This is a genomic window from Synechococcus sp. RS9909 (genome assembly GCF_014279595.1).
Lineage (GTDB): Bacteria > Cyanobacteriota > Cyanobacteriia > PCC-6307 > Cyanobiaceae > Synechococcus_C.
The window spans coordinates 1,685,798-1,708,378 of record NZ_CP047943.1; the positions used below are offsets into that span (position 1 = coordinate 1,685,798).

31 protein-coding genes are annotated in these 22,581 nt (G+C 64.3%); 12 read left to right on the top strand and 19 right to left on the bottom strand.

What is annotated here, in order from left to right:
• Nucleotides 1-131: 131 nt before the first annotated feature.
• Entirely contained in the window at nucleotides 132-2,303 is a 2,172-nt protein-coding gene (locus SynRS9909_RS08690) for a glutamine synthetase III (protein ID WP_007102130.1), read from the top strand.
• Nucleotides 2,304-2,326: 23 nt separating this feature from the next.
• On the opposite strand, the gene SynRS9909_RS08695 is transcribed toward SynRS9909_RS08690, so the two are convergent.
• From SynRS9909_RS08695 to SynRS9909_RS08710, 4 genes are all read right to left on the bottom strand, one after another.
• Complete coding sequence (locus SynRS9909_RS08695) at nucleotides 2,327-3,133, bottom strand: metal ABC transporter ATP-binding protein (protein WP_050752633.1); 807 nt, start codon at nucleotides 3,131-3,133, stop codon at nucleotides 2,327-2,329.
• 20 nt (nucleotides 3,134-3,153) lie between these two features.
• Nucleotides 3,154-4,104: a metal ABC transporter substrate-binding protein gene (locus SynRS9909_RS08700; protein ID WP_050752511.1), complete on the bottom strand. Its 951-nt coding sequence runs from the start codon at nucleotides 4,102-4,104 to the stop codon at nucleotides 3,154-3,156.
• A 200-nt stretch (nucleotides 4,105-4,304) separates the two neighbouring features.
• On the bottom strand, nucleotides 4,305-4,688 hold the full coding sequence (locus SynRS9909_RS08705) for an STAS/SEC14 domain-containing protein (RefSeq protein WP_116431319.1): 384 nt from the start codon (nucleotides 4,686-4,688) through the stop codon (nucleotides 4,305-4,307).
• A gap of 61 nt (nucleotides 4,689-4,749) precedes the next feature.
• The gene (locus SynRS9909_RS08710; RefSeq protein ID WP_007102125.1) at nucleotides 4,750-4,911 is read right to left on the bottom strand and encodes a hypothetical protein; all 162 of its coding nucleotides are present in this window, start codon (nucleotides 4,909-4,911) and stop codon (nucleotides 4,750-4,752) included.
• A gap of 51 nt (nucleotides 4,912-4,962) precedes the next feature.
• Here SynRS9909_RS08710 and SynRS9909_RS08715 point away from each other — a divergent pair, with 51 nt between their 5' ends.
• The 3 genes from SynRS9909_RS08715 (at nucleotide 4,963) to SynRS9909_RS08725 (ending at nucleotide 7,397) form a co-directional block, all read left to right on the top strand.
• Nucleotides 4,963-5,328, top strand: coding sequence for an ABC transporter permease (locus tag SynRS9909_RS08715; protein WP_007102124.1), 366 nt, complete (start codon nucleotides 4,963-4,965; stop codon nucleotides 5,326-5,328).
• Between the two features lie 583 nt (nucleotides 5,329-5,911).
• The gene (locus SynRS9909_RS08720) at nucleotides 5,912-6,109 is read left to right on the top strand and encodes a hypothetical protein (protein ID WP_007102122.1); all 198 of its coding nucleotides are present in this window, start codon (nucleotides 5,912-5,914) and stop codon (nucleotides 6,107-6,109) included.
• A 262-nt stretch (nucleotides 6,110-6,371) separates the two neighbouring features.
• Nucleotides 6,372-7,397, top strand: coding sequence for a TerB family tellurite resistance protein (locus SynRS9909_RS08725; protein ID WP_007102121.1), 1,026 nt, complete (start codon nucleotides 6,372-6,374; stop codon nucleotides 7,395-7,397).
• Here the strand turns inward: SynRS9909_RS08725 and SynRS9909_RS08730 are convergent.
• Genes SynRS9909_RS08730 through SynRS9909_RS08740 form a run of 3 tightly spaced genes read right to left on the bottom strand, consistent with a single transcriptional unit; the run spans nucleotide 7,384 to nucleotide 9,482 of the window.
• Nucleotides 7,384-7,560 carry a DUF2256 domain-containing protein gene (locus tag SynRS9909_RS08730; RefSeq protein ID WP_071933961.1) on the bottom strand — a complete coding sequence of 59 codons (177 nt, stop codon included), beginning with the start codon at nucleotides 7,558-7,560 and terminating at the stop codon, nucleotides 7,384-7,386. The genes SynRS9909_RS08725 and SynRS9909_RS08730 overlap by 14 nt on opposite strands.
• A complete protein-coding gene (locus SynRS9909_RS14205) occupies nucleotides 7,544-7,888 on the bottom strand; it encodes a PilZ domain-containing protein (RefSeq protein ID WP_116431318.1) in 345 nt (114 codons plus the stop codon). Before SynRS9909_RS14205 ends, SynRS9909_RS08730 begins: the two co-directional genes overlap by 17 nt.
• Entirely contained in the window at nucleotides 7,782-9,482 is a 1,701-nt protein-coding gene (locus SynRS9909_RS08740; protein ID WP_050752509.1) for a bifunctional diguanylate cyclase/phosphodiesterase, read from the bottom strand. Before SynRS9909_RS08740 ends, SynRS9909_RS14205 begins: the two co-directional genes overlap by 107 nt.
• 301 nt (nucleotides 9,483-9,783) lie before the next feature.
• Here SynRS9909_RS08740 and SynRS9909_RS14040 point away from each other — a divergent pair, with 301 nt between their 5' ends.
• From SynRS9909_RS14040 to SynRS9909_RS08755, 3 genes are all read left to right on the top strand, one after another.
• The gene (locus SynRS9909_RS14040; protein WP_240307768.1) at nucleotides 9,784-9,981 is read left to right on the top strand and encodes an acetolactate decarboxylase; all 198 of its coding nucleotides are present in this window, start codon (nucleotides 9,784-9,786) and stop codon (nucleotides 9,979-9,981) included.
• A 23-nt stretch (nucleotides 9,982-10,004) separates the two neighbouring features.
• Nucleotides 10,005-10,709 carry a hypothetical protein gene (locus tag SynRS9909_RS08750; protein ID WP_007102115.1) on the top strand — a complete coding sequence of 235 codons (705 nt, stop codon included), beginning with the start codon at nucleotides 10,005-10,007 and terminating at the stop codon, nucleotides 10,707-10,709.
• A 105-nt stretch (nucleotides 10,710-10,814) separates the two neighbouring features.
• Entirely contained in the window at nucleotides 10,815-10,991 is a 177-nt protein-coding gene (locus SynRS9909_RS08755; protein ID WP_007102114.1) for a DUF4278 domain-containing protein, read from the top strand.
• Nucleotides 10,992-11,184: 193 nt separating this feature from the next.
• On the opposite strand, the gene SynRS9909_RS08760 is transcribed toward SynRS9909_RS08755, so the two are convergent.
• Entirely contained in the window at nucleotides 11,185-11,328 is a 144-nt protein-coding gene (locus SynRS9909_RS08760; RefSeq protein WP_007102113.1) for a hypothetical protein, read from the bottom strand.
• A gap of 153 nt (nucleotides 11,329-11,481) precedes the next feature.
• Here SynRS9909_RS08760 and SynRS9909_RS08765 point away from each other — a divergent pair, with 153 nt between their 5' ends.
• Nucleotides 11,482-11,730, top strand: a complete 249-nt coding sequence (locus tag SynRS9909_RS08765; protein ID WP_162858277.1) for a hypothetical protein — start codon at nucleotides 11,482-11,484, stop codon at nucleotides 11,728-11,730.
• Here the strand turns inward: SynRS9909_RS08765 and SynRS9909_RS08770 are convergent.
• Complete coding sequence (locus tag SynRS9909_RS08770) at nucleotides 11,727-12,080, bottom strand: hypothetical protein (RefSeq protein WP_007102111.1); 354 nt, start codon at nucleotides 12,078-12,080, stop codon at nucleotides 11,727-11,729. The genes SynRS9909_RS08765 and SynRS9909_RS08770 overlap by 4 nt on opposite strands.
• Before the next feature lie 47 nt (nucleotides 12,081-12,127).
• Here SynRS9909_RS08770 and SynRS9909_RS08775 point away from each other — a divergent pair, with 47 nt between their 5' ends.
• Nucleotides 12,128-12,274, top strand: coding sequence for a hypothetical protein (locus SynRS9909_RS08775; RefSeq protein ID WP_007102110.1), 147 nt, complete (start codon nucleotides 12,128-12,130; stop codon nucleotides 12,272-12,274).
• A gap of 18 nt (nucleotides 12,275-12,292) precedes the next feature.
• Here SynRS9909_RS08775 and SynRS9909_RS08780 read toward each other — a convergent pair whose 3' ends face one another.
• The 5 genes from SynRS9909_RS08780 to SynRS9909_RS08800 all read right to left on the bottom strand — a co-directional run bounded on the left by SynRS9909_RS08780 (nucleotide 12,293) and on the right by SynRS9909_RS08800 (nucleotide 16,479).
• Nucleotides 12,293-12,565, bottom strand: a complete 273-nt coding sequence (locus SynRS9909_RS08780) for a DUF1830 domain-containing protein (RefSeq protein WP_007102109.1) — start codon at nucleotides 12,563-12,565, stop codon at nucleotides 12,293-12,295.
• Between the two features lie 104 nt (nucleotides 12,566-12,669).
• Nucleotides 12,670-13,098, bottom strand: a complete 429-nt coding sequence (locus SynRS9909_RS08785; RefSeq protein ID WP_038001930.1) for a nuclear transport factor 2 family protein — start codon at nucleotides 13,096-13,098, stop codon at nucleotides 12,670-12,672.
• Between the two features lie 19 nt (nucleotides 13,099-13,117).
• Entirely contained in the window at nucleotides 13,118-13,987 is an 870-nt protein-coding gene (locus SynRS9909_RS08790; protein ID WP_007102107.1) for an NAD(P)-dependent oxidoreductase, read from the bottom strand.
• 115 nt (nucleotides 13,988-14,102) lie between these two features.
• A complete protein-coding gene (locus SynRS9909_RS08795; protein WP_007102105.1) occupies nucleotides 14,103-15,347 on the bottom strand; it encodes a glutathione S-transferase family protein in 1,245 nt (414 codons plus the stop codon).
• Between the two features lie 127 nt (nucleotides 15,348-15,474).
• Entirely contained in the window at nucleotides 15,475-16,479 is a 1,005-nt protein-coding gene (locus tag SynRS9909_RS08800) for an NAD(P)-dependent alcohol dehydrogenase (protein WP_038001240.1), read from the bottom strand.
• Nucleotides 16,480-16,678: 199 nt separating this feature from the next.
• On the opposite strand from SynRS9909_RS08800, the gene SynRS9909_RS08805 reads away from it, so the two are divergent.
• The gene (locus SynRS9909_RS08805) at nucleotides 16,679-16,927 is read left to right on the top strand and encodes a DUF1651 domain-containing protein (protein ID WP_007102103.1); all 249 of its coding nucleotides are present in this window, start codon (nucleotides 16,679-16,681) and stop codon (nucleotides 16,925-16,927) included.
• 4 nt (nucleotides 16,928-16,931) lie between these two features.
• On the opposite strand, the gene SynRS9909_RS08810 is transcribed toward SynRS9909_RS08805, so the two are convergent.
• Complete coding sequence (locus SynRS9909_RS08810) at nucleotides 16,932-17,198, bottom strand: cupin domain-containing protein (RefSeq protein ID WP_370587901.1); 267 nt, start codon at nucleotides 17,196-17,198, stop codon at nucleotides 16,932-16,934.
• A 26-nt stretch (nucleotides 17,199-17,224) separates the two neighbouring features.
• A complete protein-coding gene (locus tag SynRS9909_RS08815; RefSeq protein WP_007102101.1) occupies nucleotides 17,225-18,544 on the bottom strand; it encodes a Rieske 2Fe-2S domain-containing protein in 1,320 nt (439 codons plus the stop codon).
• 61 nt (nucleotides 18,545-18,605) lie between these two features.
• Between SynRS9909_RS08815 and SynRS9909_RS08820 the strand changes: the two genes are divergently transcribed.
• The gene (locus SynRS9909_RS08820) at nucleotides 18,606-19,538 is read left to right on the top strand and encodes a bestrophin family ion channel (RefSeq protein ID WP_007102100.1); all 933 of its coding nucleotides are present in this window, start codon (nucleotides 18,606-18,608) and stop codon (nucleotides 19,536-19,538) included.
• A 2-nt stretch (nucleotides 19,539-19,540) separates the two neighbouring features.
• Entirely contained in the window at nucleotides 19,541-19,948 is a 408-nt protein-coding gene (locus SynRS9909_RS08825) for a DUF1499 domain-containing protein (RefSeq protein ID WP_007102099.1), read from the top strand.
• On the opposite strand, the gene SynRS9909_RS08830 is transcribed toward SynRS9909_RS08825, so the two are convergent.
• The 3 genes from SynRS9909_RS08830 to SynRS9909_RS08840 all read right to left on the bottom strand — a co-directional run bounded on the left by SynRS9909_RS08830 (nucleotide 19,927) and on the right by SynRS9909_RS08840 (nucleotide 22,513).
• Nucleotides 19,927-21,051 carry an NAD(P)-binding protein gene (locus SynRS9909_RS08830; protein ID WP_007102098.1) on the bottom strand — a complete coding sequence of 375 codons (1,125 nt, stop codon included), beginning with the start codon at nucleotides 21,049-21,051 and terminating at the stop codon, nucleotides 19,927-19,929. The two genes, SynRS9909_RS08825 and SynRS9909_RS08830, sit on opposite strands and share 22 nt — an antisense overlap.
• A gap of 111 nt (nucleotides 21,052-21,162) precedes the next feature.
• Nucleotides 21,163-21,837, bottom strand: a complete 675-nt coding sequence (locus tag SynRS9909_RS08835; protein WP_007102097.1) for an SDR family oxidoreductase — start codon at nucleotides 21,835-21,837, stop codon at nucleotides 21,163-21,165.
• A 10-nt stretch (nucleotides 21,838-21,847) separates the two neighbouring features.
• On the bottom strand, nucleotides 21,848-22,513 hold the full coding sequence (locus SynRS9909_RS08840; RefSeq protein ID WP_007102096.1) for a class I SAM-dependent methyltransferase: 666 nt from the start codon (nucleotides 22,511-22,513) through the stop codon (nucleotides 21,848-21,850).
• Between the last annotated feature and the right edge of the window lie 68 nt (nucleotides 22,514-22,581).

Consider the following 22,581-nt stretch of genomic DNA (forward strand, 5'->3'; position numbering starts at 1 on the left):
GAACCTACCCGTGCCGCCATCGCTTGCCCATGCCGCAAGGGAGAGGAAAACTTTCTGAATCCGTAACAACACCCACATTCAGCTGTCACCGCGCTCCTGTTCTGTGTGCTCACACGAGTGGGTCACACACCATGCCCTCAGCTGCGCGCCTTCAGGCTTATCAACAGATTCAGCAACGCCAACCGGTTGCCGTGGAGGCCTCCCAGCCCCTCGCCACCAGCTGGGCCGACGATGTGTTCACCCTGGAGCGGATGAAGGGTGCCCTGCCCAAGGCGGTGTTCAAGTCGATCCAGCGTTCGATCCGTCAGGGCAGCAAACTCGACCTCTCCGTGGCTGATGCCGTCGCCCAGGCGATGAAGGAATGGGCCACCGCCCACGGGGCGCTGTATTACGCCCACGTGTTTTACCCGCTCACCAATCTCACCGCGGAGAAACACGACGGATTCATTTCACCGCAATCGGATGGCTCGGCGATCAGCGAATTCTCCGGCAAGTTGCTGGTGCAGGGCGAACCGGATGGGTCGTCGTTTCCCAATGGCGGCATTCGCTCCACCTTTGAAGCCCGCGGTTACACCGCCTGGGATGTCACCAGCCCCGCCTATCTGATGCGCACACCGAATGGGGTGACGCTCTGCATTCCCACCGTGTTCGTGAGCTGGACCGGGGAAGCCCTCGACAAAAAAACACCCCTGCTGCGCTCCAATGCGGCGATGGATCAGCAGGCGCGCCGGCTTCTGCAGCTGCTGGGCGAAGCCGAGATCGCACCCGTGAATTCCAGCTGCGGTGCGGAGCAGGAGTATTTCCTGGTTGACGAAGCCTTTGCCGCCCTGCGCCCCGACCTGCGCCTCGCCGGTCGCACCCTTTACGGCGCTCCGCCAGCGAAAGGGCAGCAGTTTGACGACCACTATTTCGGGGCGATCCCGGAGCGGGTGCAGGTGTTCATGCAAGACGTGGAGCAACAGCTCTATCGCCTCGGCATCCCGGCCAAAACCCGTCACAACGAGGTGGCGCCGGGGCAGTTTGAAATCGCGCCGTTCCACGAAGCGGCCAATGTGGCCACCGATCACCAGCAGCTGATCATGACCGTGCTGCGCAGCACGGCCAAACGCCATGGCTTCACCTGCCTGCTGCACGAAAAACCGTTTGCGGGCGTGAACGGCAGTGGCAAACACGTGAACTGGTCGGTGGGGAACAGCACCCAGGGCAACCTGCTCGACCCCGGCGACACCCCGCATCAGAACCTGCAGTTTCTGCTCTTCTGCGCCGCGGTGATCCGGGGTGTCCACCGCTTCGGCCCCCTGATGCGTACGGCGATCGCCACCGCCAGCAACGATCACCGCCTCGGTGCCAACGAGGCCCCGCCGGCGATCATTTCGGTGTATCTCGGCAGCCAGCTCGAGGATGTGTTCTCCCAGATTCAGAGCGGCTCCCTGAGTGGATCGGCGACCAAGGCGTTGATGTCGTTGGGGATCGACACCCTGCCCGAACTCAACCGTGATCCGGGCGATCGCAACCGCACCTCCCCCTTCGCCTTCACCGGCAACCGCTTCGAATTCCGCGCCGTCGGCTCCGGCCAGTCCGTGGCCGGGCCCCTGGTGGTGCTGAACACGATCCTGGCCGATTCGATCGCCTGGGTGGCCGACCAGCTGGAGGATCTTCTCAAGGCCGGCTCCTCCCTGGAGGAAGCGGGCTTCCAGGTGATCAAACGCACCATGGACGATCACGGTGCCGTGGTGTTCGGCGGCGATGGCTACTCAAGCGAATGGCATCACAAAGCCGTGGAGGAACGCGGGCTGGAGAACCTGCGCACCACCGCCGATGCCCTGCCGGTGCTGCATCGCCCCGAGATCCGCGAGCTGTTCGAGCGTCAGGGGGTGCTGAGCCCGGTGGAACTGGAAAGCCGCTTCGAGGTGTATGCCGAGCAATACGTGCTGGCGATCGAAGTGGAGGCCCGGCTGGCGTTGCGTCTCGCCCGCACCCAGGTGCTGCCGGCGGTGATGGCCTATCAACGCACGCTCACGGAAGTGATGCTGGAGCAGAAGCACCTGCACCAACCGGTCACACCGGAGATCCCGGCCACGATCGCCGAGGGGATCGGCATCGTGAGCAGCCGATCCACCGACCTCGAGCGGGCGATCAAGAGCCTGCCTGAAAGCGATCCCATCGCCCAGATGCGCTACTGCGCCGACACCCTGCTGCCCCTGATGGAGGCACTGCGCGGTGCGGTGGATGGCCTGGAAGAGCTGGTGGATGACAACCTCTGGCCCCTTCCCACCTACGAGGAGATGCTCTTCATGCGCTGAGTCGCCGAGAGCCAGAGCACCACTCAGGCGGGGGGCTCATCGGAACTGTGACCGGTGAGCAGATCCGGAGGCAAGCCACCGAAGGCGAGGGAGAGGTTCTCCGGCGTGAACACCTCCGAGGTCTCGCCGTAGGCGAGCACGGTTTTGTTGATCAGCACCACCAGGTCGCAGAAATCGCGCACATGGCTGAGATCGTGGGTGGAAATCAGGATCGTGCGCCCCTCGCGGCGGAACTGAAAAAACAGTTCGGCCATCAGTTTCTCGGTGCGCACATCCACACCGTTGAACGGCTCATCCAGCAGCAGCACCGAAGCCCCCTGGGCGATGGCCCGGGCCAGAAAGGCCCGCTTGCGCTGTCCGCCGGAGAGGGCACCGATCGGGCGATGGCGCAGATCGAGCAGATCCACCCGGCTCAGGGCCTCACGCACGGCCACCCGATCGGCCTGGCTGGGAATCCGCAGCAGATTCATGCCGCCATACCGCCCCATCATCACCACATCCCACACCGACACAGGAAAGGCGCAATCGATCCCCTCGTTCTGGGGCACGTAGGCCACGGCCTGTTCTCGCTGGGCTTCGCTCACCTGCAGGCCATTGATCCGGATCCGGCCCCGACTGGGCCGAAGAAAACCTGTGAGTGCCTTGAACAAGGTGGATTTGCCAGCGCCATTCATCCCCACCAAGCCGCAGATGCAGCCAGGGGGCAAATGCAGCGATGCGTCATAAAGGGCAACGCTGCCGTTGTAGTCCACGCAGAGCTGATCGGCGTCGATGCGAGCCACGCCCGAACGCTCCGCATCAACCTGTTTGCCGCGCTGCCGCTCCCCCATCCAGGCATCAATCGAGGCCGTCATCCTGGCAGATTTGATCCCTTCAGCCCGTCGAGCAGCAGCTTGACGTTGTGGCGCTGCAGATCGATCAAGGTGGGGGCTGGTCCTTCGGGTTCCGACAGGGAATCGACGTAGAAACTGCCACCGAAGCGGGCACCGCTGGCCCGGGCCACCTCCCGCTGCGCCTTGTCGCTCACTGTGGTTTCACAGAACACCGCCGGCACCTGGCGCGAGCGCACGGTCTCGATCAACTGCACCATCCGGCGGGGCGTGATCTGACTCTCCGCATTCACTGGCCAGAGGTAGGCCTCCTCAAGGCCATAGTCATGGGCGAGATAGCTGAAGGCGCCTTCGCAGCTCACCAGCACCCGTTGCTGGGGCGGAATGGTGGCCAGGGCCACACGCAGCTCCTGATCCAGCGCCTGCAGGCGCTGCTTGTAGGCCGTTCCGTTCTGCTGATACGTGGCTTGTCCTTCGGGATCCAGTTGGCTGAACGCGTCCACCAGGCGGTCCACATAGCTCTGGGCCCGACGGGGCGACATCCAGGCATGGGGGTTGGCTTGGCCTGCAGCGGCATCCGAAGCGATCAGCAGCGGCTCCATCCCCTGCGAGAGGGTCACCGTGGGCACATTGCCGGCCGCGGCGATGTAGCGCTTCGCCCAGCGCTCCAGCCCGAAGCCGTTCTCCACAATCAGATCCGCCCCGGCGGCCCGCTCCATGTCGCTGGGAGTGGGTTCATAGCCATGCACCTCCGCACCGATCCGGGTGATCGATTGCACCACGAGGCGATCACCGGCCACCTGCCGCGCCATGTCGGCCAGCACGGTGAAGGTGGTGAGCACACGCGGGCGACCGTCCGCCTCCTGCGGCGGGGTTGATCGCGGGCCAGCACAGGCGACAAGCAACGCCAGAGCAGCGGCGCCCCCCAGGCGAAGCAAGGCCGATCCCACCCCTCCAACGCACGCCCTCATCCCACCTTCATCCCGCCTTCAGCAGCAGCTTGTTGCAAAAAACGCTAATGAAGTGCCGAGACTCCCCGCCACCTCCGCACGCGATGAACAGCGAATCCCAGATCTGGCCGGTGGTGCTGGTGTCAGCCACGGTGGTGATCCTGCTGATGATGCTCTCGATCACCAGCACCGGCAGCGGCGAGGTCGTGGGTGTGGGCTGATCAGGCGCTGATCCAGGCTTCCGCCTCGCTGCGATTGTGGAAGTGACGCATCTCGCCAGCGAGCAGCAGCTTGCCGATGTTGCTGAGCAACTCGATCCAACGGGCGTTGGTGACCAAGGCCATCCGCTCCACCTGGCGGCCGTGGCTCATCACCACCTTGAAGTCGTCGAGCGCGGCGCGCAGTTCCCACCCCTGAAGCTCGCGGGCATCAAACAGCAAGCGCAGGCGATCACCGGTCTGTTCCGCAAACGCCGCATCCAGTTGGGGCATGAAAGCGACGTAGTCGTCGTGGGTGAGAGTGCCCCGGGCGGTGACGCGAACCACGGGCATGGGAGCCAACGTCAACGACTCGATCTGAAGGCCGTGGCTGGTGGAAGTCGTCATCGGCGTTGCTGCAGTTGCCCCAGCGTTAGCAACATTGGGGCCGAGAGCAGCCGATGTCGCCTCAATCGTCAAAGTCATGGTCGTGCTTGTTCATCGCCTCGATCACCAGGTCGTGGATCATCAATCGGGTTTCCAGGCGACTGTGATGGGCCACCGTGCGCTGGATCACGTAGTACACGAGCAACATCACGGGGAGAACGGCGATGCAGGTGATTTCATACATGGCGTTCAGGCATGAACGGCTCTTGCACCAGCATGCCGCTGTTTTCCGCCTGTGCAGTATTGGATTCCGCTCCTGGGCATGGTGTTGGGTAACACGCTCAATGCGATCTCACTCGGACTCGACACGTTGATGGAGCGAATGCTGAGTCAACGCGCCATTCTTGAATGCGCACTTTCACTCGGTGCCAGTCGCTGGGAAGCCTGCAGAGCGCAGGTGCGAGAAGCCATTCGTGTGGCGATGATTCCCACCATCAATTCGATGATGGTGATGGGCCTGGTGAGCCTGCCTGGAATGATGACAGGCCAGATTCTTGAGGGGGCGATGCCTTCAGCCGCAGTGCGCCATCAAATCGTGATTCTGTTCATGATTGCTTCGGCCACAGCCCTTGGCGTCACTGCGATTGTCGCCCTCGCCTAAGCCTGCAACGCCTCGATCAACCATCGAGGAAACGGATGCTTCAGGGCAAAGGGTGATTCACCCGATACCCGGCCATGGTGATTCCAACCATCAACAACACCAAGGCCAGCGAACCCAGCCAATCCACATGATCCATACGCTCTCCCTCGCGCCTAACTCCTTTATTGAAAACCAGCCAAGCGACTGGCACAAGGGCGGTCGAGAGCGAACACGCAAATCTTTACAACAAATCGTTTCAGGCGATGGATCGGAGCCCAATGCAAACGTCAAAGCATAAAAATCACCGGAAAAGCATCAAGAACCACCGCCGCGCCCCGGCGTGGTCAGCCAGCAAAGCGCCCACCGGCAACTGGCACAGTGCCAGTGCGAGGGCCATGGTGTGTGCGTGAGGAGTGCCCCTCCGATCCGGAGTCGAAACAAGGTCAGACGCCTGGATTCGGATGTGCAACAGAGCCCTGCCTTCGGCGGGGCTTTTTTCTTGCTCCCCCTCCCGAACGCATCCAGAAGCACCCGGGAAAATGACGCAACCGCTACACCCGCTGCAGCACCGAGTCGGTTCAGTGCAAGGAGATTCGGCGACGCGATGCGCGCGCTCTCCATCCACCTCCTGATCCTGGCCCGACTGGTGGCCAACGACGGCATCTTCCTCGACAAGCGGCGCATGCCCCAGCGCACCCGTTCGCGCGAGGTGAATGCGGCGATTCAACGCACCTGGCGCCGGGGCGGACGACCACAATCTGGACAATCAGCCGATCGTCCACACCAGATCTGGTGCACCTGAGCCCGGAAGCACCAACGTGGTGATGCAGGCCTCCCGAAAGGGTGCCAAACCCGGCCCACCACACCAGATCTGGGACTTGCGCCGAGCCAACCACCAGGACTATTGGTATGGGCGGTGGATGGCATGACGCGCTTTCGCTCTAACGTCCGCTCAGGGTCGGGTGATGGGGCACATCACCGACTGACGTGACCCCCGGTCTTGAAGCCGGGGGATTTTTATGGGGCCTTGCTACCACCGGGGGGTCCAGGTCGTTTCTGCCTCGATGACCATCTATCCCGGCCGCCACCTCTCCCCCGAACTGCGCCAGTGCCTGGGCCGAGCCGGCCTGCCCTGCCTGATGACCATGGCGCGCCTGCACGGCGAGCCATCGAAGCGGGCCCTGGCGGCGATTCGCGGCATCCGTGATCACCTGCTGGAGTTGCCGGACGTGGATCTGAGCCGTCTGCCCAGCCTGGAGCCGGAGGCGATGGCCGCGGGCATCACGGCCTGCGATGCCGATCCGGAATGGCGGGAACGCATCCTGCGCGGCATGACCCTGGTGGCCCTATTCGATGGAGAGCCGAGCCCTGAGGCCCTCGAACTGCTGGAACGCACCGCCCGCAGCTTTCAGGTGAACGCCTCGCCGGTGCGCTCCTACCGGAATGTGATGCAGGAGCGACTGGGGATGGTGCGTCTGGATCTGGCTCGACGCAGCTTTGTGCGCGATGCGGCTCGCGCCACGCTGCGGGATGGGGGTCTGCCGATGTTGGCCGCCACCTTGAAGGTGCTGAGCGGACACCGTGATCAGGCAACGCTGGAGCGGTTCCAGGCTCTGGAGGACTACCCGAACGGCAGCTTCGGCAAGGCCTACGCCGACTTCATCAGCATCAATCAATTCAATTTCCCGGGTGATGTGGGCGGTCCGCCAGTGCCGGTGTTTCGCCACGATTGTTGCCATGTGCTCGGCGGATACGGCACCACGGCAGCGGAAGAGGGCGGTGTGGTGGGCTTCCAGGCCGGTTTCGAGCAGCTCGATCCCTTTGATGTGGTGATGTTTGCCATGGCGGAATTCGAGCTGGGGATCGGCGCCTCACCGTTCATCCCTGGGGAATTCGGTCAACTCGATCCCGACCGCCTGTTCGCAGGGCTGGAACATGGCAGCCACGTGACCACCGATCTGATCCGCGACATCGATCCCTGGGACCATTTCGCCGATCCGCTGGAGGAGGTGCGGGAGCGCTTCGCCATTCCGCCCCGGGGCCGCTCTCCTGAGTATCCCCAGCCCAGTGCTGCCCCTAGTCAGGGGTGAGCTCAGTATGACGCTCGCGCTGTTGCTGACGGTTGCGATCACGGCGACACCGCTCTGAGCAGTAGCGCACCTCATCCCACACGTCCTTCCACTTGCGACGCCACTGAAACGGACGACCGCACACGGCACAGATCTTGGTGGGGCGATCACGCGGGCGCGTCATTGGGGCGAAGCCATTGCACCCCGAGGGCTGCGATCATCTCAGCATCATCATCACGCCATCGCACCCACACCCGATGGAGCTCAGACTCACCAGTCGTCGAAGGGATCCGAAGCTGCGCCTGATCTCCCGGCTGCAGCCGACATTCGTTGGCGATCGCCAGGCAGGCTCCACCCTCACCGAGATCAAGCAGGTCGGCTGCAATTGCTGTTCGAAATCTGAGCTCATGCGCTGCGAAGGGCAACCAAGTGCTCGGCGAACTGCTCTGCCGGCATGGGCCGCTGGAACAGATAGCCCTGGAACCCGTCACAGCCCATCTCCAGCAGGGCATTCTGCTGCTGCTCGTTTTCCACGCCTTCGGCCAACGCCACCATGCCGAGGTCGTGGATCAATTGAATCGAGCGGCGAACAATCGCAAGGTCAACCGGATCGCGTTGCATCCGCTGCACAAAGCTCCCGTCGATCTTGATTGTGGTTGCCGGCAGCACCCGCAAGGTGAGCAAGGAGGCGTAGCCGGTGCCGAAATCATCGATCGCCAGCTGAAAACCCGCCTCCAGCAGAGCGATGAGTTGGTTGCGAGACACCTCCAAATGCTGCAGCAGCGCTGTTTCGGTGATTTCCAACTCAAAAGCCGACGGATCGAGCCGATAACGCGCCAAGGTCGCCAAAAACACCTGATCAAGCTGGCGATGGGCAACACCGAGCAGAGCCGCGGATAGATTGATCGCCAGACGCGGAACCTGCAGGTTCTTCTGCTGCCACTGCACCACCTGGGCGCAGGCCGCGTCCAGAACCCAATCGGTGATGGCGGCAATCTGCCCAGATTGCTCCGCCAGCGGGATGAACACGCCGGGCGGCACGAGATGGCCTTGAGGATGCCTCCATCGGAGCAGCACCTCGGCACCCAACAGGGCACCATCACGGCCCACCTGGGCCTGAAACACAAGATGAAAATCTTGGTGCTTGATCGCCTGCTGCAGATCGGCCTCCAGCGAAAGCTGCTGGTGGATGCGCTCACTGATCGCGGCGCTATACAAACAGCGGCCCTGCTTCGCCCGCCGCTTGGCCTCCATCAGTGCGGTGTTGGCGGACTGCACCAGGGCGATGGGGTCATGACCGTGGGTGGGGAAATGGCTGGCACCCACCGACGCCGTGGGTGCGAGGGACTGTTGCAACGGGTCTGCATTCAAAGCGCCGACAAGCGCCTGAATCGAGTCAACCCAGCTGGCCATTTGCTCGAAGGCTGCGGGAATCACCACCAAAAACTCATCACTCTCCAAACGCGCAATCAGGGCATCGGCGGGCAACTGATCGCGCAAGCGGGCTGCCAGGGCGACCAACAAGCGATCGCCCGCAGCGACGCCGAAGCTGTCGTTGAACGCCTGAAAACCATCGAGGTCGAGGTTGATGAGGGCCAGCGCCTCCCCAGGCTCGTCGCCACAGCGACGGGTCAGCTCACGCATGAGCGCCTGACGGTTGAGCAGCGTCGTCAACGGATCGGTGAAGGCAAGACGGGCCAGCTCCTGCTCCGTTTCAGCCAGGGCGGTAATGTCCTGAACGATGCCAACGGAACGCAGGGGCTTCCCCTGGCGATCGAGGCTGGTGGTGGCTCGTGCCTGAATCACCTTCAGCTGGCCATCGGGTGTGACGACGCGGTGGCGCATGTCGTATGCCTGCCCGGTGGCCACAGAGCTGCGATAAGCCTGATCGACGCGCTCGCGTTCGTCGGGATGGACGCAGGACAGGAACAGGGCGTAGTCGGGGGTGATGGTGGGCGCAATCCCGAAGACCCGATGGGTGCCCAACGACCAGAGCAACTCACCGCTGGCGTGAATCAGCTCCCAGCTCCCCATCATGCCGAGCTGCTCCGCTTCGATCAGCAGCTGCTTCAATCGATCAGTCAGGCTCTCGCGCTTGAACTGCATGCTGAGAGCAAGCCGATTCAAAAAACTGCAATCAATTTACTGAGAACTGATGCAGGCGCACAGACTGAGCGGCGGCTTGACGCTGCAGATGGAATTGCTGGGAACGAGTCTGCAGCGACACCTGATCAATTGATGCAGAAACTTCACACCCTGCCGCTGCACCTGGGCGAAGGGCTCTGGCAGGAACTGCTGGCCGATGTGCAGAGCTGGGAGGATCTCACCAGCCACCTCGATCGCCTGCGCGACAACAACAACCTGTTTGTGGGCCTGCGCCTGGAGGGCCGAATTCCAGCTGGAGAACGTGAGCGGCACCCTGGTGGGCTTCTGGACCCCCAGCTATGCCCGCACGATCAACGTGCCGGGATACCACCTGCATCTGCTCAGCGATGACCATCAACACGGGGGCCACGTGCTCGATCTGCACTGCCGCGAGCTCAAGGTGGCTCTGCACCGCGAAGATGAACTCCATCTCGCCCTGCCGGAAAGCAAACACAGTTGACCTCCCCACCCCCGGCATCACCCTTGGACCTGCGTTCTCTCGAGTTGCACCAGAGCCAGGAGCTGCTGGAGTGGATCATCCGTTTCGATGCGGTCACCGTGCGGGAACGGGTGGAGGCGATGCGGCGTCGCTGGCCCGATGACAGTTCCTTCGCCCTGGCTCAGCGGGCCTTCGATCAGGCCGGCCTCTGGGTGATCGGGGCGGGGGTGGTGACCGGCCTGGCCGCCAATCCCCTCCTCGGTGTGGTGGGCACCCTGGCGGACCTCTCGATCACTGTGCGCACCCAGATCTTCGCGGCCGCCTGCGCAGCGGAACTGCTGATCCCCGGTTTTCTCGATGCCGAGACCGCCCGTCAGGAATTACTGCTGCCGATCTTCGGCACCGGTGTGATCAGTCAGGTGGGGCTGGAGCTGGGCGTCAAGGCCCTCAACACCGCCAGCCGCGAGGTGGTGGTGAAACTGCTGAAACGCCAGGGGGCGGAGATCGTGAACCGGGTGACGGCACGGGCCCTGGGGCGGCGCGCCATGCAACAGGGGCTCATCACCAAAACCCTGCCCTTGCTGGGGGGCCTGCTCGGTGGTGGCTGGAACGCCGTGGAGGTGCGGCTGGTGCGCGATCGCACCCTGCGTTATCTCACCAACCACAGCCTCGATGCCTCTCCCGTGATCGACGTGGAAGCCCGACCGATCGACACGGCCCAGAAGGTTCAGCAGGAACCATTTTGGTAGCAACTGTTACAGACATCCCCTTAGAATGTGCTCACGTTGAGCCCCTCGGGGCTGCAGTTCGTTCCACGCCAGGCAACGGGGGCGTGGGCACTGTGGAGTTCCACCATGAACACCCTCGATCTCACCCGCAATCGCATCCAGAAAGCGGAAGCCTTGCGCGAAGCGCAGCGCCTGATGGCGAAGGCCTACCGGGGCGTCGAATACATCGATGCCCATCACACGGCCCAGAAACCCAAGAAGCCCACCGAACTCCGCTACCGCGGTGTTCGCTACAGCGTCTGAGCCCGGTTTCAGGCCCCACAAAAAGCGGCGGGTGTCTCACGCCCGCCGTTTCGTTTGCCGATTTCAGGACGCCGTCCTGCCCCGCAAGTTTGCCGCAGATTGACGCGTTGGCCGAGGTTTGACTCAGCGTTTCGGGCCTTCAACCTGTGACTGAATCTGATCTCCAGCGCGCTGGCGCCGATGCGCACGGCGCTCAGGTCTGCTCCTGGGCGAGCAGATCCTCTGAGAGCATTAACAGGGCGAGGCCCATCAAGGCAAAGCTGATGCCGAGATCGGCAAAATGGCTGGATTCGAGGGTGCGCGCGGCCTGCAGATGCTGGGACCAGGTCAGGCGCATGGGAACTCGTCAGACCTGCCGAATCTGACGGCGGCACGGGCCAGACGCGAGCAGCGTTACAACCCGAAACACTGACAATCGGGGCATGGCGTGGCTGTTGTTACAGCTTGAACGTGTCCACTCGATACATTCACGTCCATCCATTGGAGGCTGATGAACATGACGAGCGGAATTCAGTTCACCACCGAACAGCTGTTTCACGTGGAGCAGTTCAACCGAGCCCTGGATGCCACCAGTGATCCCACCCAACTGCGGGATCTGGCCAAACAGCTGCTGAAGGCCTGGCAAACCCAGAAAGCGGCCACAACCTGGATCATGCATCAGCAACTGCAGGGCTCCACCAATGCCTGGGCCATGGCCCGTTCCCTGCAACACGACCAGGCCGATCCAAACGCCGACTAGCCGAAGAGCATCCACAGCCCCACCAGCAAAGCGGCCACGGCTCCCGCACTCAGTAACACCAATAGCGTGAGCCCCAGGCCAGCGGCCACCACAAAGCGGCGGGTGGTGAGCGGAAACAACAGATACAGGCTCAGGCCCAGGGCCAGGGGCCACAGCGGAGGGATGATCAAACAGATGAGGGTGAGCGCCCACAATTTGCCGCGGTTGCGCTCGATCTGCTGCTGGCGCTGCCGCAACCGAGCTTCCGCCTCGGCTGCCGAAAGCGCCTCCTCATCGCTGAGCCAGCGCCCAAGCCGCTGAGCCTGGGCGAAGTCGCGTTCAATCTGAAATCTGTTCGCGGAATCAGCCATACCTCACCCTAAATCGATCAGGATGGACTGAAGCGAAGAACCGAACCATGCGTGAGATGAGCCTGATGGAGCTGGCTCTGCGGAACCTGGCCAAGGTGGCCGCTGGCGCTGGCATCGCCGCGGTGCTGCTCTGGCTCACCTACGTGATGCTCGATGTGCAACACATGCAACGTGGTTTCACCCTGCCGAGCTGACGCTGAACCCACCCCAGCTCAGGCCACGGCCTGATGGAACGGAGAGGCCATCGCGTTCGAGGCCAGTTCGGGGTCACTGGCATTGGCGGCGAAGTCACTCACGTCCGCGCGGACGCTGAGCAGTTGGCCATTGATCGCCATCTGCCAGATCTCCACCCGCGATTCCTCCGGAGCGTTGAACCAATAGGTCTCCGACGGCAGGATCACCTTTTCGAGATAAAAGTGGTTTTCACCGATACACTTCAGCACCACCATTTTTGGGGTGCTGTTGGTGTAGAGGTAGTCGCCCATTCAGAGAAAAGCTGCTGCTGCCACAGTGGCGCCGACCCGTCGACCCGGTTTGTCGGATCCAACACAGAACTGCCACTGCTTCAGATTTTGTTCGGAAACAGGACTTAATCCACGAAGCGTTTGTATAGCCAGCGCACAAAACCACCCACCACGGGCACCGGCGCAAAGGTGGGCCCCACGAAATCGAAGTAGTCGCGGTGATCGCACACCTTGCCCTCCGCGTTGAAGCGCAGGCGACTGGTGCCGGGATAGAGGAACTCGATGCCCTTGATCTTCAGACCCATCTCCCACTCCACAAAGGCGGTATCGCCCTCGATCGCGATCGCCCCTGGCGCCAGAAACACATCATCACAGCGCTGGATCAACCCGTCCTGGGCGGCGATGTAGGCAGCGATGCCCTGCCGCTCCTGGGTGGGATCCTGAAAATGCACGTTCTCGTCGTAAAGCTCACGCCACTGGGCCTCCGTGGGCGCCGGCTGGCCGTAGGGCTTGGTGAAGAGCGCGCGCAACCGCTCGGAATCATGCAACGCCATCAGCAAGCCGCAAACGCCTTCAGCTTATGGAGGTCCGTTCTGCCGCGGTGAGCTCATGCAGGGCAGAGTAGTCGGCCCCATCCAGGTCGGTGCCTTCCGCCCGGGCCAGCAAAGCGGCCAGGCCCTCCAGGGCCTCGGCGTTCACCCCGGCCAGTGAGGCCTCGCGCAGGAACAGGTTGAGGTCCTTGCGCAGGAGGCTGGTGCTGAAGTTGGGGTCGGCGTAGTGATGCTCAAGCATCCGCGTCAGCTTCTTATCGACCGTGGGGGCGTAAAGGGCGGAGGGGCGCAGCACCGCCATGAACCGCTCCACGTCCAATCCGGCGGCCTGCACCAGGCGCAGGGCCAGCGAATAGCCATGGGTGAGGCTGGCGATCAGCTGGTTGAGCGCCAGTTTTGCCGCTGCCCCGGTGCCCACCGCACCCATCAGGCGCGGCTCGCTCGCCAGACCACGCAACAAGGGCAGTTGACGGGCGAAAACGGCCTCATCACCGCCCGCCATCACAAGCAAACGGCCCTGGAGCGCCTCCGGGCGGCTGCCAAGCACCGGCGCCTCCAGATAGCAGCCTCCCTGCCCCTGCGCCTGGGTCTCCAGGGCCACGCTTTCGCTGATGCCCATCGTGCCCATCGGCATCACACAGGCACCGCGCAGAGAACCGATCCGCGCCACCACCTCGGCCGTGACGGGGCCATCGCGCAGCACCGTGATCACCGTGCCGGCTTCCTCAATGGCCTGGGCTGGATCCTCCAAGCGCTGGGCACCGGCGGAAACCAGAAGTTCACAGCGGGCTGGATCCCTGTTCCAGACCCATAGCGAACAGCCAACCGTCAACAGGCGGTGGCCGATGGCGGAGCCGAGAAGGCCAGCCCCAAGCAGAGCAACCTTGGTCATCAGGCCGGACTCGTCTCCATTTCTGGCTCCAAGAGCCGATCGCGGGCATTGTTGAGCCTGGTCATCAACTCACGGAAACCTTGGCTTTCCACCTTGCTCGATCGCCGATCACGGATCAGGTGCCCAAGCCAACAAAGGGTCGTGGGTCCTGATCGAAGCGATGCTCAAAGGGCAGCGGAGTCGGTTGGTCGTGACCTGCCAGAGCCGCTGTGCTCTCCAGTGCTTGCCGCAGCAGCCGGGCGCTGTGCAGAGGCATGTCGCGAGGCACCGAAATCCGGTCGCGCAGATAACGCAGAGCTGCCGCTGAGCCTGGAGCTGGCATCACAGGCGTCCCACCGATCAGCTTCGTGAGTGCTGCGCGCAAGGGCTGATCAAAACCCTCCCCGAGAGAACTGCGGGCCAGCAGCGTGCTGCGATGGCGCAACACCCGCTCCAGGGCTCTGGCCTGGGGAGTCACCCCTCCTTCGGACGGTGACCAGCGGCATTCGAGGGCGCCAAGTCCCTCCCCTTGATCCACCGCCGCGGCCATGCGTTGCTGCTGAGCACTGCCATCCGACCAGCAACCGCCCATCTGGGGAGGCAGATCATGGGCGTGGGTGTGCACGTCACTCTGGGTGCCCCGGTAAGTGGGCAGCTGCTCCAGCGCCGTGAGCCAGCGATCGATGCCGGGATGGGCTTCGCGCAAGGCAAACCCCTTGAAATAGGCCAGCGAGGCGTTCATGCGCTCCACATAGGGGATGAACACCAGATCCGCGCTGCCGGGTGTTGACCCCATCGGATCATCAGGATCCAGCCAATGTCCGCCACCACTAGCGATCGCCTCCTCCATCTGGGCGGCCAGCCGCTGGAACTGATCCAGGGCACGTCGTTCCTGGTCCTCGCGCAGGCCTGGGCTGCAGAGCCACACACACCAGGCGCGGAACAGCAGCCGTTCCAGCTCACGCAATCGCCTCACCCGCCCGTCGTGCATGCCGGCTCCCAGCGGCCCGAAGGCGCGTTCGAGGGCCTCCAGGATGCGATCGCTTTCCGTGATCAACCGGCCATCCAACTCCAGGGCCGGCAGCATCCCCGAGGGCACCTTGGCGGTGAACCAAGGCTCCTTGGGGCCATAGCAGCGCATGGTCACCTTGCGGATTCGATAGGGAATCCGGCGGAACTCCAGCCACAACCACACCTTCTGGCAGTACGGGCACCAGGCGTGATGGTCGCGATACAGGGTGACGCGAACCGCGTCCTCGGGATGACCGAAAAGGCGCAAGGTCGCCTGGGCGTTCGTGGGGCCTTGGACCCGCTCCTCGGGTTCGGGAGCCAGGGCTTCCAACTCAGGCCAGCTCCAAGCCTCGTCTGCGGCTGCCCTCATTGCCACACCATCCCCGCAAACCCCGACGGGCCAAAGGTTGGCAGAAAAAAAGCGCCCGCTGGTGTGAGGAAGACGAGCGCCGATTTCCCAGCCCCATGGTTAACGCCACGTAAAGACATGGCGTCGTTCAATCCGCTACCGAATCGAGAACAAAGCGATAGCGCACATCGCCACGGCGCAGCCGATCGATCGCTTCATTGAGCCGATCCATCGGCAGGTGCTCCACCTGCGGGCGGATGTTGTGCCGCACGCAGAACTCCACCATCTTCATCAGGCTGGCGGGTGATGAGGTGGGGCTGCCGGTGATGGAGCGGCGGGCCATGATCAGGTCGAAGGCGCTCACCTGCAACGGTTCGAGCACAGCGCCGAGCTGATGCAAACGGCCGAGGGGAGCCAGGGAGCCCATCACGGCACCCCAGTCGAGGGCGTGGTTGACGGTGTTGATCACCAGGTCGAAGCGGCCGGCCAGATCAGGCAGCTCCTCCAACGACTCGACGTGATGGGCCCCGAAACGCTTCGCCTCCTCCGCCTTGGCGAGATGGGTGGTGAGCGCGGTGACCTCACACCCCCAGGCGCGGGCGAACTGCAGGGCCATGTGGCCAAGCCCACCGATGCCGATCACCGCCACATGGGCCGTGGGCGACACCACCTCATCCACCAAGGGCGCAAACACGGTGATCCCCCCGCAGAACAGAGGGCCAGCCGCCGCCGGATCCATCCCCTCCGGCAGGCGAATCGCCCAATCCTGGCGGGCGGTGACGTGGCTGGCAAAACCACCCTGGCGGCCCACGATCGTGGCCTCGAGGGACCCGCAGAGATTGGCGGTGCCGCCGAGACAGAGGGCGCAATGCATGCAACTGCCGCTGATCCAGCCCAAGCCGCGCAGCTCGCCGATCACACCGGGATCCACCCCCTCACCCACGCGCACCACTCGGCCGACCACCTCATGGCCGGGGACCAACGGATAGGCACTCAGGCCCCAGTTGTTGTCGAGCATCGACAGGTCGCTGTGACAGAGGCCGCAATGCAGCACCTCGAGCACGAGCTCACCGGCCGCCGGCTCCAGCATCGCTCGCTCGGCCCGCTCCAGGGGTGCGCCGGCCTCACGGGCCTGCCACACGGTGATCGTCACAACCAAAACCTACGTGAACCCTCGTTCTAACCAGGGCCACCCCACTCGTGGTTGACACATTTGTACTACGGCTCTAGAACAAGCGTACCAGCGCCGGATCCATGGCCTCCAGCTCCCCCTACGCCCCCTTCAAAGCCGAGGCCTGGATGCGCGCCATCGTCATCGCGCCCCGCAAGCCAGTCCTCTCGCCCCGCAAGCAATGCCCAGGCACGGTTGGATCCAGGACCCCCGCACGAGCGACACGAAGCGTTTCCATGCCGACGAAAAAAGCTGGAACCGCGATCCGCGCGTGTTCGTGGATTCAGGGCGACCTCTTCCAGGCCAGCCCCCACTGCTGAAAACCAGGGTCTATCTGCGCCGCGACACGGCGGAACTGCTCTGGCGCGAGCTGCTGCGCGTCGGCTGGCGCACCTGCGAGCCCCAATGGGGTGCCGATGTCGACGTCTGAGCGATCAGGTGAAGCGGTAGTGCTTCCGCACGGGCTTGTGCACAGTCCAGGTGCAGCGCAGCCCCTTGGGGAAATCCACCAGATCTCCCGCGCCGAAATGCACCGGCTCACCATCGTCGGGGGTGACGGTCACCTCACCTTCGATCACCAGGCAGGTTTCGTGCTGGTCGTAATGCCAGGGGAAGCTGCTCACCTCACAGCCCCAGATCGGCCACTGCCGCGCCCCCAGAGCGATCACCACGCTTTCCGGGCAAGGAGAGGTCACACGAATCGGCACAACGCCTGCATCACAGCCAGTCACTCATGATTGCGTGGCGCCTGGCCATCCCCGGCGAGCAGGCCCTGCTCCCAGCGCCCCAGCTGACGCAGCGCCAGTCCTGAAGCCAGAGCGAGCCCAAGGCCAACGGCACTGATCGAGCCCCACTGACCCAGGCCCACCAACGCCGCCGACAGCCAGAGCATGGCGATCAGCCAGGGCCGCAGGGCACGAAGTCGTTGCAACGCCCCAGAACAGCTGCGGCAATGCCGGGTATGGCTCCGCTCGCGATCCATCAGCGCCTCCAGCCCCTGGCGCGGCGGCAGAGCCCGACCCGGGAACGGACCACCACCCTGGCGCTGCACCCAGCGATGCAGAGCGGCCACATAACAATCAGAGTCGGTCGGCAGGTAGAAGGCGTTCTCAGCAGCCGCAGAGCCTCCAGCGGCCTCGAGCACCCGCTCCTGCCAGTGCAGGAACACCTGGTCGTCTTCCAGCACCTTGTGGTTGCCGATGTGCTGCAACCAGCGAGGGCGCAGACCGAGCAGCAACCGCGGCGCAGCCGCCTGGAACTGGAAGGGGAAGCGGGCAAAGAGCCGGCACTCCCCCGGCCGGATCGGCACCGCATACACCACCGTGAGGATGCGGGCAAACCCCTTGGCGGTGAGGTCGTGCCACATCAGCTGGGGGGCCCGGAAGCAGGTGGCCTGGGAGCCGAGCTTGCCCCGCCGCGGCCCCTCCTGCCAGAACGCCTCGAAACCGGTGCCATCCTCCCGGGTGATCTCGGCCTGCACAGGAGCGGCGTTGTCGCGCCGCCCTACGGTGCGGTGGTGGGTGAAGGGCACGTGGCTCACATCGAGCACGTTCTCCAGCAGCGTCAGCGCATCCATCGGCAGGTCCCGGAAGGTGTCCTGCACCACCCAGCCATCGGCCCACCCCTCCCCCTGCTCCTGCAGCACCGGCACCAGGGGGAGCGCCGCCGGATCGGCTGACGCCGGATCGCCACTCCACACAAAGAGCAAGCCCTGGGCGCTGGCGGTGGGCAAGCTGCGGCAGCTGGATCGCCGCCCCTCCGGCCTTGCCTCCTCCGTCATCTGGGGAATGCGGCGGCAATGGCCGCTGCCATCAAAACTCCAGCCGTGATACGGGCACTCCAATTGCCCCTCCGCATTGATCCGCCCCTCACTCAGGGGCACGAGGCGGTGGGGGCAAACGTCGTCGAAAGCGCGCCACTGACCAGCCTCGCGATCCCACCAGAGCACCAGATCCCGCTCCAGCAGCGTGAAACGCGAGGGCCGACCCCGATCCAGGTCGCACAGATAGGCCACGGGCCACCACTGTTCGCTCCAGCTGGGGGGCATGGCTCAGACACAGATGCGGCCATGATCGCCCCATGGGCAGCATCACCGTGACCTCAGGCCGATGATCGAATCCGGCAACTACGGCGATCCACCGCGCACGCGCCGCAAGGACTACTCGCATGTGCTGCTGCAATTGCTCAGCCGCATGCGCTACGACCTCCTCTTGCTGCTGGTCGTGACCGGCCTCGTGATGGGGGGGGTGATCCCGAGAGGCTGGGTGGAGAGCGATGAGATCGTGCGCATCCTCGGCATCGCCGTCTCGATCTTCATCGGTTTTCGCAACACCCAGGCGATCAGTCGCTGGTGGGAAGCCCGCAAACTCTGGGGAACCATGGTGAACCAGAGCCGCAACTGGGCCGACAGCCTCGCCGCCTACCTCCCGGTTTCACCCGCGGGGCGGCGCTGGACGACGCGGCTGGTTCGCCTGCAAGTGGCGATCGTGTGGCAGTTGAATTTTCAGTTGCGCAACTCCTGGCACCGGGATCTGCGCAGCCTGCAGAACGAGCTTCTCCAAGCCCTGCGGCTGCCGGACACCACCACCCTCCGCCAGCTCGGCAGACAACGGGGGCTGTGGTTGCAGCGCTTGCACGCCGAAGGCTTGATCGATGGCTGGGGACGGCACCAGCTGGTGGAGGTGGGCAATGCCTGCACCGATGCGATCGGCGGTCTGGAGCGGATCCGCAACACCCCCCTGCCAGCGTCGTATGACGTGTTCGTGCGGATCATCAACTGGGTGTTCGGCATCCAGCTGTTGCTCAGTTTTCACTACCAGAACGGAGGCCGCTTCAGCAGCTTCAACGGCTTCATGATCATGCTCTGCTTCCTGATGGCCGAGCGAATTGGTGCCTATGTGGAAGGGCCCTTTGATGCCGATGGCAGCAGTTTCTCGCTACCTCTCAACAGCATCTGTCTCACGATCAGTCGCGATCTGCTGGGATCGGAGGCTGATCATGTGCTGCACCTGCAATCGCAGGATCCCGTGCGCTGGACCTGACCATGGACCCACTCATCCGCTTCACCATCCCCTTCATCCTGGGGCTCCTGCACCTGATCGGACCGGTGCCAGCCGACCTCGGTGTCCAGCAGGGCCAGCTCAGTCCGTGCCCCTCACCGGCCCACTGCGCGCGTCAGGCCTGGAGCGTGCAGAACCCGGCGCAGGCGCTGGAGGGTCTGGCCGACCAGCTGCGCGAGGCGCCGCGCACGACCGTGGTGGAGCAGAGCGACACCTACCTGCATGTCACCTGCAGCAGTCGTCTGTTCGGCTTTGTCGACGATCTCGAGCTCTATGCCGATCAAGAGCGGCAGCAACTGCAGGCCCGATCGGTGTCCCGCCTCGGCGACTCCGACCTGGGCGTGAACGCCCGGCGCCTGGAGGCACTGCATCAGCAGCTGAGCAATAGTTGATCGGCGAGATCGAGGGCGCTCTGAAGCGCGCCTTCGGCCATGGCGAAGCCCGGGCCGGCGATCCAGTCGCCACAGAAGCCAACCCGGCTTCGGGCACACCACTGCAGCGGCGGCGCCAAACCGGGTGCGATGGGTTGGGCCGCCCCCCAGCGCATCACGCCGAGCTCCTGGGCCTGGGCCAACGACGCCTGCAGATCCGGCCAGGGGCTCAGAAGCTCGGGCAGCAGCTCCGATTGCTTCGCCGCTGCATTCGCGGCGCCCCCGTCGAGGCCATGCACCACCAGTGCCAAACGGCCATCGCGCTGACGCTGCAACACGAGCCGTTCCACCCCGAAATGCTGCTGCGCCTGCGGCGTCAGCCAGATCTGCCGCGGAACCGCCGCCACCTCCGACGACGCCTGCGCGGGCAGCTCCAGCATCAGGTTCCAGCGCACCGACGGCTGCATCGCAGCGATGGCCCGTAAGGCCTGATCCAGGCGGGGATCCTCCCCCTCGGGCAGGGCAAGCCGCAGCGGCACCTTGGGCCAGCCGAGCAGGGCCAGGGACCGGGGATGGGCCAGCAGCGTGCCACTGAGCACCAGCGTGCGAGCCAGGATCGCCTGGTCGAGCCTCCAGCCCTGGGGGCCATGCTCCAGCGTCCGGATCCGCCCGCCGAAACGGGTGGTGGTGGCGCCACCGCCAGCGGCCAGCAGCGCCTCCGCCACCGCCGCCATCGTCGGCAGCCCCCGCCAACGGGGTCCGCCCAGCAAGGGGTGCTCAGGCGGGGCCACCAGCTGAACAGCGCCAGACCCCAGCGCGAGCCCCACCACCTCGCCCCGATCAGGCACCAACACCCCCTGGGCGATCAAGGGCTCCAGCAACGCAGCCAAGGCCGCCTGGGGCTGCTGGCTGAAGCTCAGGGTCGGGCTGCCATGGTCAAGCCGCCAGAGCGGATCATCGCGGCGACGCCGGGTTGACGCCCGTCCGCCCGCACCACGCCCCGCTTCCAGCACCAGGATCGAGCCGCCAAAGCCCCTGGCCCGCAGGGCCGCCACCAGGCCACAACCCGACAGACCAGCGCCGATGATGGCGAGATCAACACGCTGATCGGCGGTCGCTTGCATAAAAAAGACGGGTGGCGGCCCGTCTCTCAACTCCCGACATTGTTCCCGAGGAAACCCCAGGCCCACGCGTTATCGCGCACCTCCCCCAGGGACTGCTGTAGGAATCAATACTCAAAGCGCAGCTCCCAGCACCGCGCCGAGGGGTTGAGGCGCCAGATCGGGGCGACTGGTGACCTCAAGAATCCGACCGATCGACGCCGGGGTGTCCAACGCCTCCACACAGGCCGTCGCCACCAAACGGCGGGGAATGGCATTGCTGGTCTGCGCGTCGGGGCCCGTCCAGAGAATGCCCTCCGACGCCAGTCCGTCTTCCCGCTCGGAGAGCCCACCCGGTCGGATCACGGTCCAGTCCAGACCGCTGCGCTCAAGAGCCCTCTCGCCCACGCGCTTCCACACCAGGATCAACCCGAACAGGTTGAGCGGATGGCGCCAACGACCAGCGCAGAGGGAACTCACCAACAGCACCCGGCGCACGCCCAGCCGGCGGCAGCTCTCCACCTGGCGCTGCACGCCCCAGGCATCCACCCGCATCGGTCCGCTGAGATCCACCGAAGGCCGCGCGCCCGTGGCGATCACCAAGCCATCGACTCCCATGAGGGCGGCATCGAGGGCGACGGCATCGGAGAGCTCAAGCCGGCGCTGGTCGCAGCCGTGCAAGCTCTCAGGCAGCTGCGATGCAGGCCGAAGCAGCAGACGCGGTTGATCACCGCGCTTCAGCAGTTCTTCAGCGATGCGGTACCCGGTCTTGCCGGAGGCACCGCTGATGGCAATCGTGCGTGGAGACATGGCAGAACGTTCAGCGATCAGTGGAGGAGACGGGCTTGGTGGCGATCACGGCAAAAAAAGGATCGCCCTGACCACCGATCCAGCCCAACGGCCCCGATGCGCGCGTCGACTCGGCGATCAGCTCCGGGCGGGGCCATCCCTGGGCGATCAACACCTCCGCCACATAGGCGAGGTGGTCACGGTCACCGCCATCGGTCCAGATCTGCGGCGCCTTGCTGAAAAACATCCGATTACTGAAGGCCACGATCAGCTCGCCTCCCGGTCGGGTCACGCGCCAGAGCTCTGCCGCCACCGCTTCCGGCTGCTGCAGATATTGCCAACCGGCCACGATCAAACTGCAGTCGACGCTGGCATCCGCCAGCGGCAACGTTTGCGATTGGTTGAGGTTCTGCACCCAATGGCGATCGAGGCGCTGGTTGGCCTCCAGCTCTGCAGCATTGAGGCCATGGCCGATCACCTGCTCGTAGTGCACCTCCTCGGGCAGGTGGCTGACCCAGCTGCTCATCAGATCGAGCACCACGGCGCAACTTGGAATGCGCTGCCGGTACAGCTGGGTGAGACGAAGGCGGAAGGCCGCATCCAGATGGTGCACGAAACGGGGTTCGGCGTAGAAGAGCGCGTCATCGCTGCCGTCGAGCTTGGTGCGCTGCGCCGCCGTGAGCACCTGCACCGCCATGGCCACTCTCGCGCTGAACACTGCTGCGGAACCTAAAGAAACCCTCGAAAAAACGCGATGCGCCCCCC

Bases quoted from the DNA above. Each gene is read 5' to 3' on its own strand.
- SynRS9909_RS08690 (WP_007102130.1), top strand. From the start codon at position 132: ATGCCCTCAGCTGCGCGCCTTCAGGCTTATCAACAGATTCAGCAACGC.
- SynRS9909_RS08695 (WP_050752633.1), bottom strand. From the start codon at position 3,133: ATGGGGGAGCGGCAGCGCGGCAAACAGGTTGATGCGGAGCGTTCGGGC.
- SynRS9909_RS08700 (WP_050752511.1), bottom strand. From the start codon at position 4,104: ATGAGGGCGTGCGTTGGAGGGGTGGGATCGGCCTTGCTTCGCCTGGGG.
- SynRS9909_RS08705 (WP_116431319.1), bottom strand. From the start codon at position 4,688: ATGACGACTTCCACCAGCCACGGCCTTCAGATCGAGTCGTTGACGTTG.
- SynRS9909_RS08710 (WP_007102125.1), bottom strand. From the start codon at position 4,911: ATGTATGAAATCACCTGCATCGCCGTTCTCCCCGTGATGTTGCTCGTG.
- SynRS9909_RS08720 (WP_007102122.1), top strand. From the start codon at position 5,912: ATGCGCGCGCTCTCCATCCACCTCCTGATCCTGGCCCGACTGGTGGCC.
- SynRS9909_RS08725 (WP_007102121.1), top strand. From the start codon at position 6,372: ATGACCATCTATCCCGGCCGCCACCTCTCCCCCGAACTGCGCCAGTGC.
- SynRS9909_RS08730 (WP_071933961.1), bottom strand. From the start codon at position 7,560: ATGACGCGCCCGCGTGATCGCCCCACCAAGATCTGTGCCGTGTGCGGT.
- SynRS9909_RS14205 (WP_116431318.1), bottom strand. From the start codon at position 7,888: ATGCCCTGCTGGAGATGGGCTGTGACGGGTTCCAGGGCTATCTGTTCC.
- SynRS9909_RS08740 (WP_050752509.1), bottom strand. From the start codon at position 9,482: ATGCAGTTCAAGCGCGAGAGCCTGACTGATCGATTGAAGCAGCTGCTG.
- SynRS9909_RS08755 (WP_007102114.1), top strand. From the start codon at position 10,815: ATGAACACCCTCGATCTCACCCGCAATCGCATCCAGAAAGCGGAAGCC.
- SynRS9909_RS08760 (WP_007102113.1), bottom strand. From the start codon at position 11,328: ATGCGCCTGACCTGGTCCCAGCATCTGCAGGCCGCGCGCACCCTCGAA.
- SynRS9909_RS08765 (WP_162858277.1), top strand. From the start codon at position 11,482: ATGAACATGACGAGCGGAATTCAGTTCACCACCGAACAGCTGTTTCAC.
- SynRS9909_RS08770 (WP_007102111.1), bottom strand. From the start codon at position 12,080: ATGGCTGATTCCGCGAACAGATTTCAGATTGAACGCGACTTCGCCCAG.
- SynRS9909_RS08775 (WP_007102110.1), top strand. From the start codon at position 12,128: ATGCGTGAGATGAGCCTGATGGAGCTGGCTCTGCGGAACCTGGCCAAG.
- SynRS9909_RS08780 (WP_007102109.1), bottom strand. From the start codon at position 12,565: ATGGGCGACTACCTCTACACCAACAGCACCCCAAAAATGGTGGTGCTG.
- SynRS9909_RS08785 (WP_038001930.1), bottom strand. From the start codon at position 13,098: ATGGCGTTGCATGATTCCGAGCGGTTGCGCGCGCTCTTCACCAAGCCC.
- SynRS9909_RS08790 (WP_007102107.1), bottom strand. From the start codon at position 13,987: ATGACCAAGGTTGCTCTGCTTGGGGCTGGCCTTCTCGGCTCCGCCATC.
- SynRS9909_RS08795 (WP_007102105.1), bottom strand. From the start codon at position 15,347: ATGAGGGCAGCCGCAGACGAGGCTTGGAGCTGGCCTGAGTTGGAAGCC.
- SynRS9909_RS08805 (WP_007102103.1), top strand. From the start codon at position 16,679: ATGCCCAGGCACGGTTGGATCCAGGACCCCCGCACGAGCGACACGAAG.
- SynRS9909_RS08815 (WP_007102101.1), bottom strand. From the start codon at position 18,544: ATGCCCCCCAGCTGGAGCGAACAGTGGTGGCCCGTGGCCTATCTGTGC.
- SynRS9909_RS08820 (WP_007102100.1), top strand. From the start codon at position 18,606: ATGATCGAATCCGGCAACTACGGCGATCCACCGCGCACGCGCCGCAAG.
- SynRS9909_RS08825 (WP_007102099.1), top strand. From the start codon at position 19,541: ATGGACCCACTCATCCGCTTCACCATCCCCTTCATCCTGGGGCTCCTG.
- SynRS9909_RS08830 (WP_007102098.1), bottom strand. From the start codon at position 21,051: ATGCAAGCGACCGCCGATCAGCGTGTTGATCTCGCCATCATCGGCGCT.
- SynRS9909_RS08835 (WP_007102097.1), bottom strand. From the start codon at position 21,837: ATGTCTCCACGCACGATTGCCATCAGCGGTGCCTCCGGCAAGACCGGG.
- SynRS9909_RS08840 (WP_007102096.1), bottom strand. From the start codon at position 22,513: ATGGCGGTGCAGGTGCTCACGGCGGCGCAGCGCACCAAGCTCGACGGC.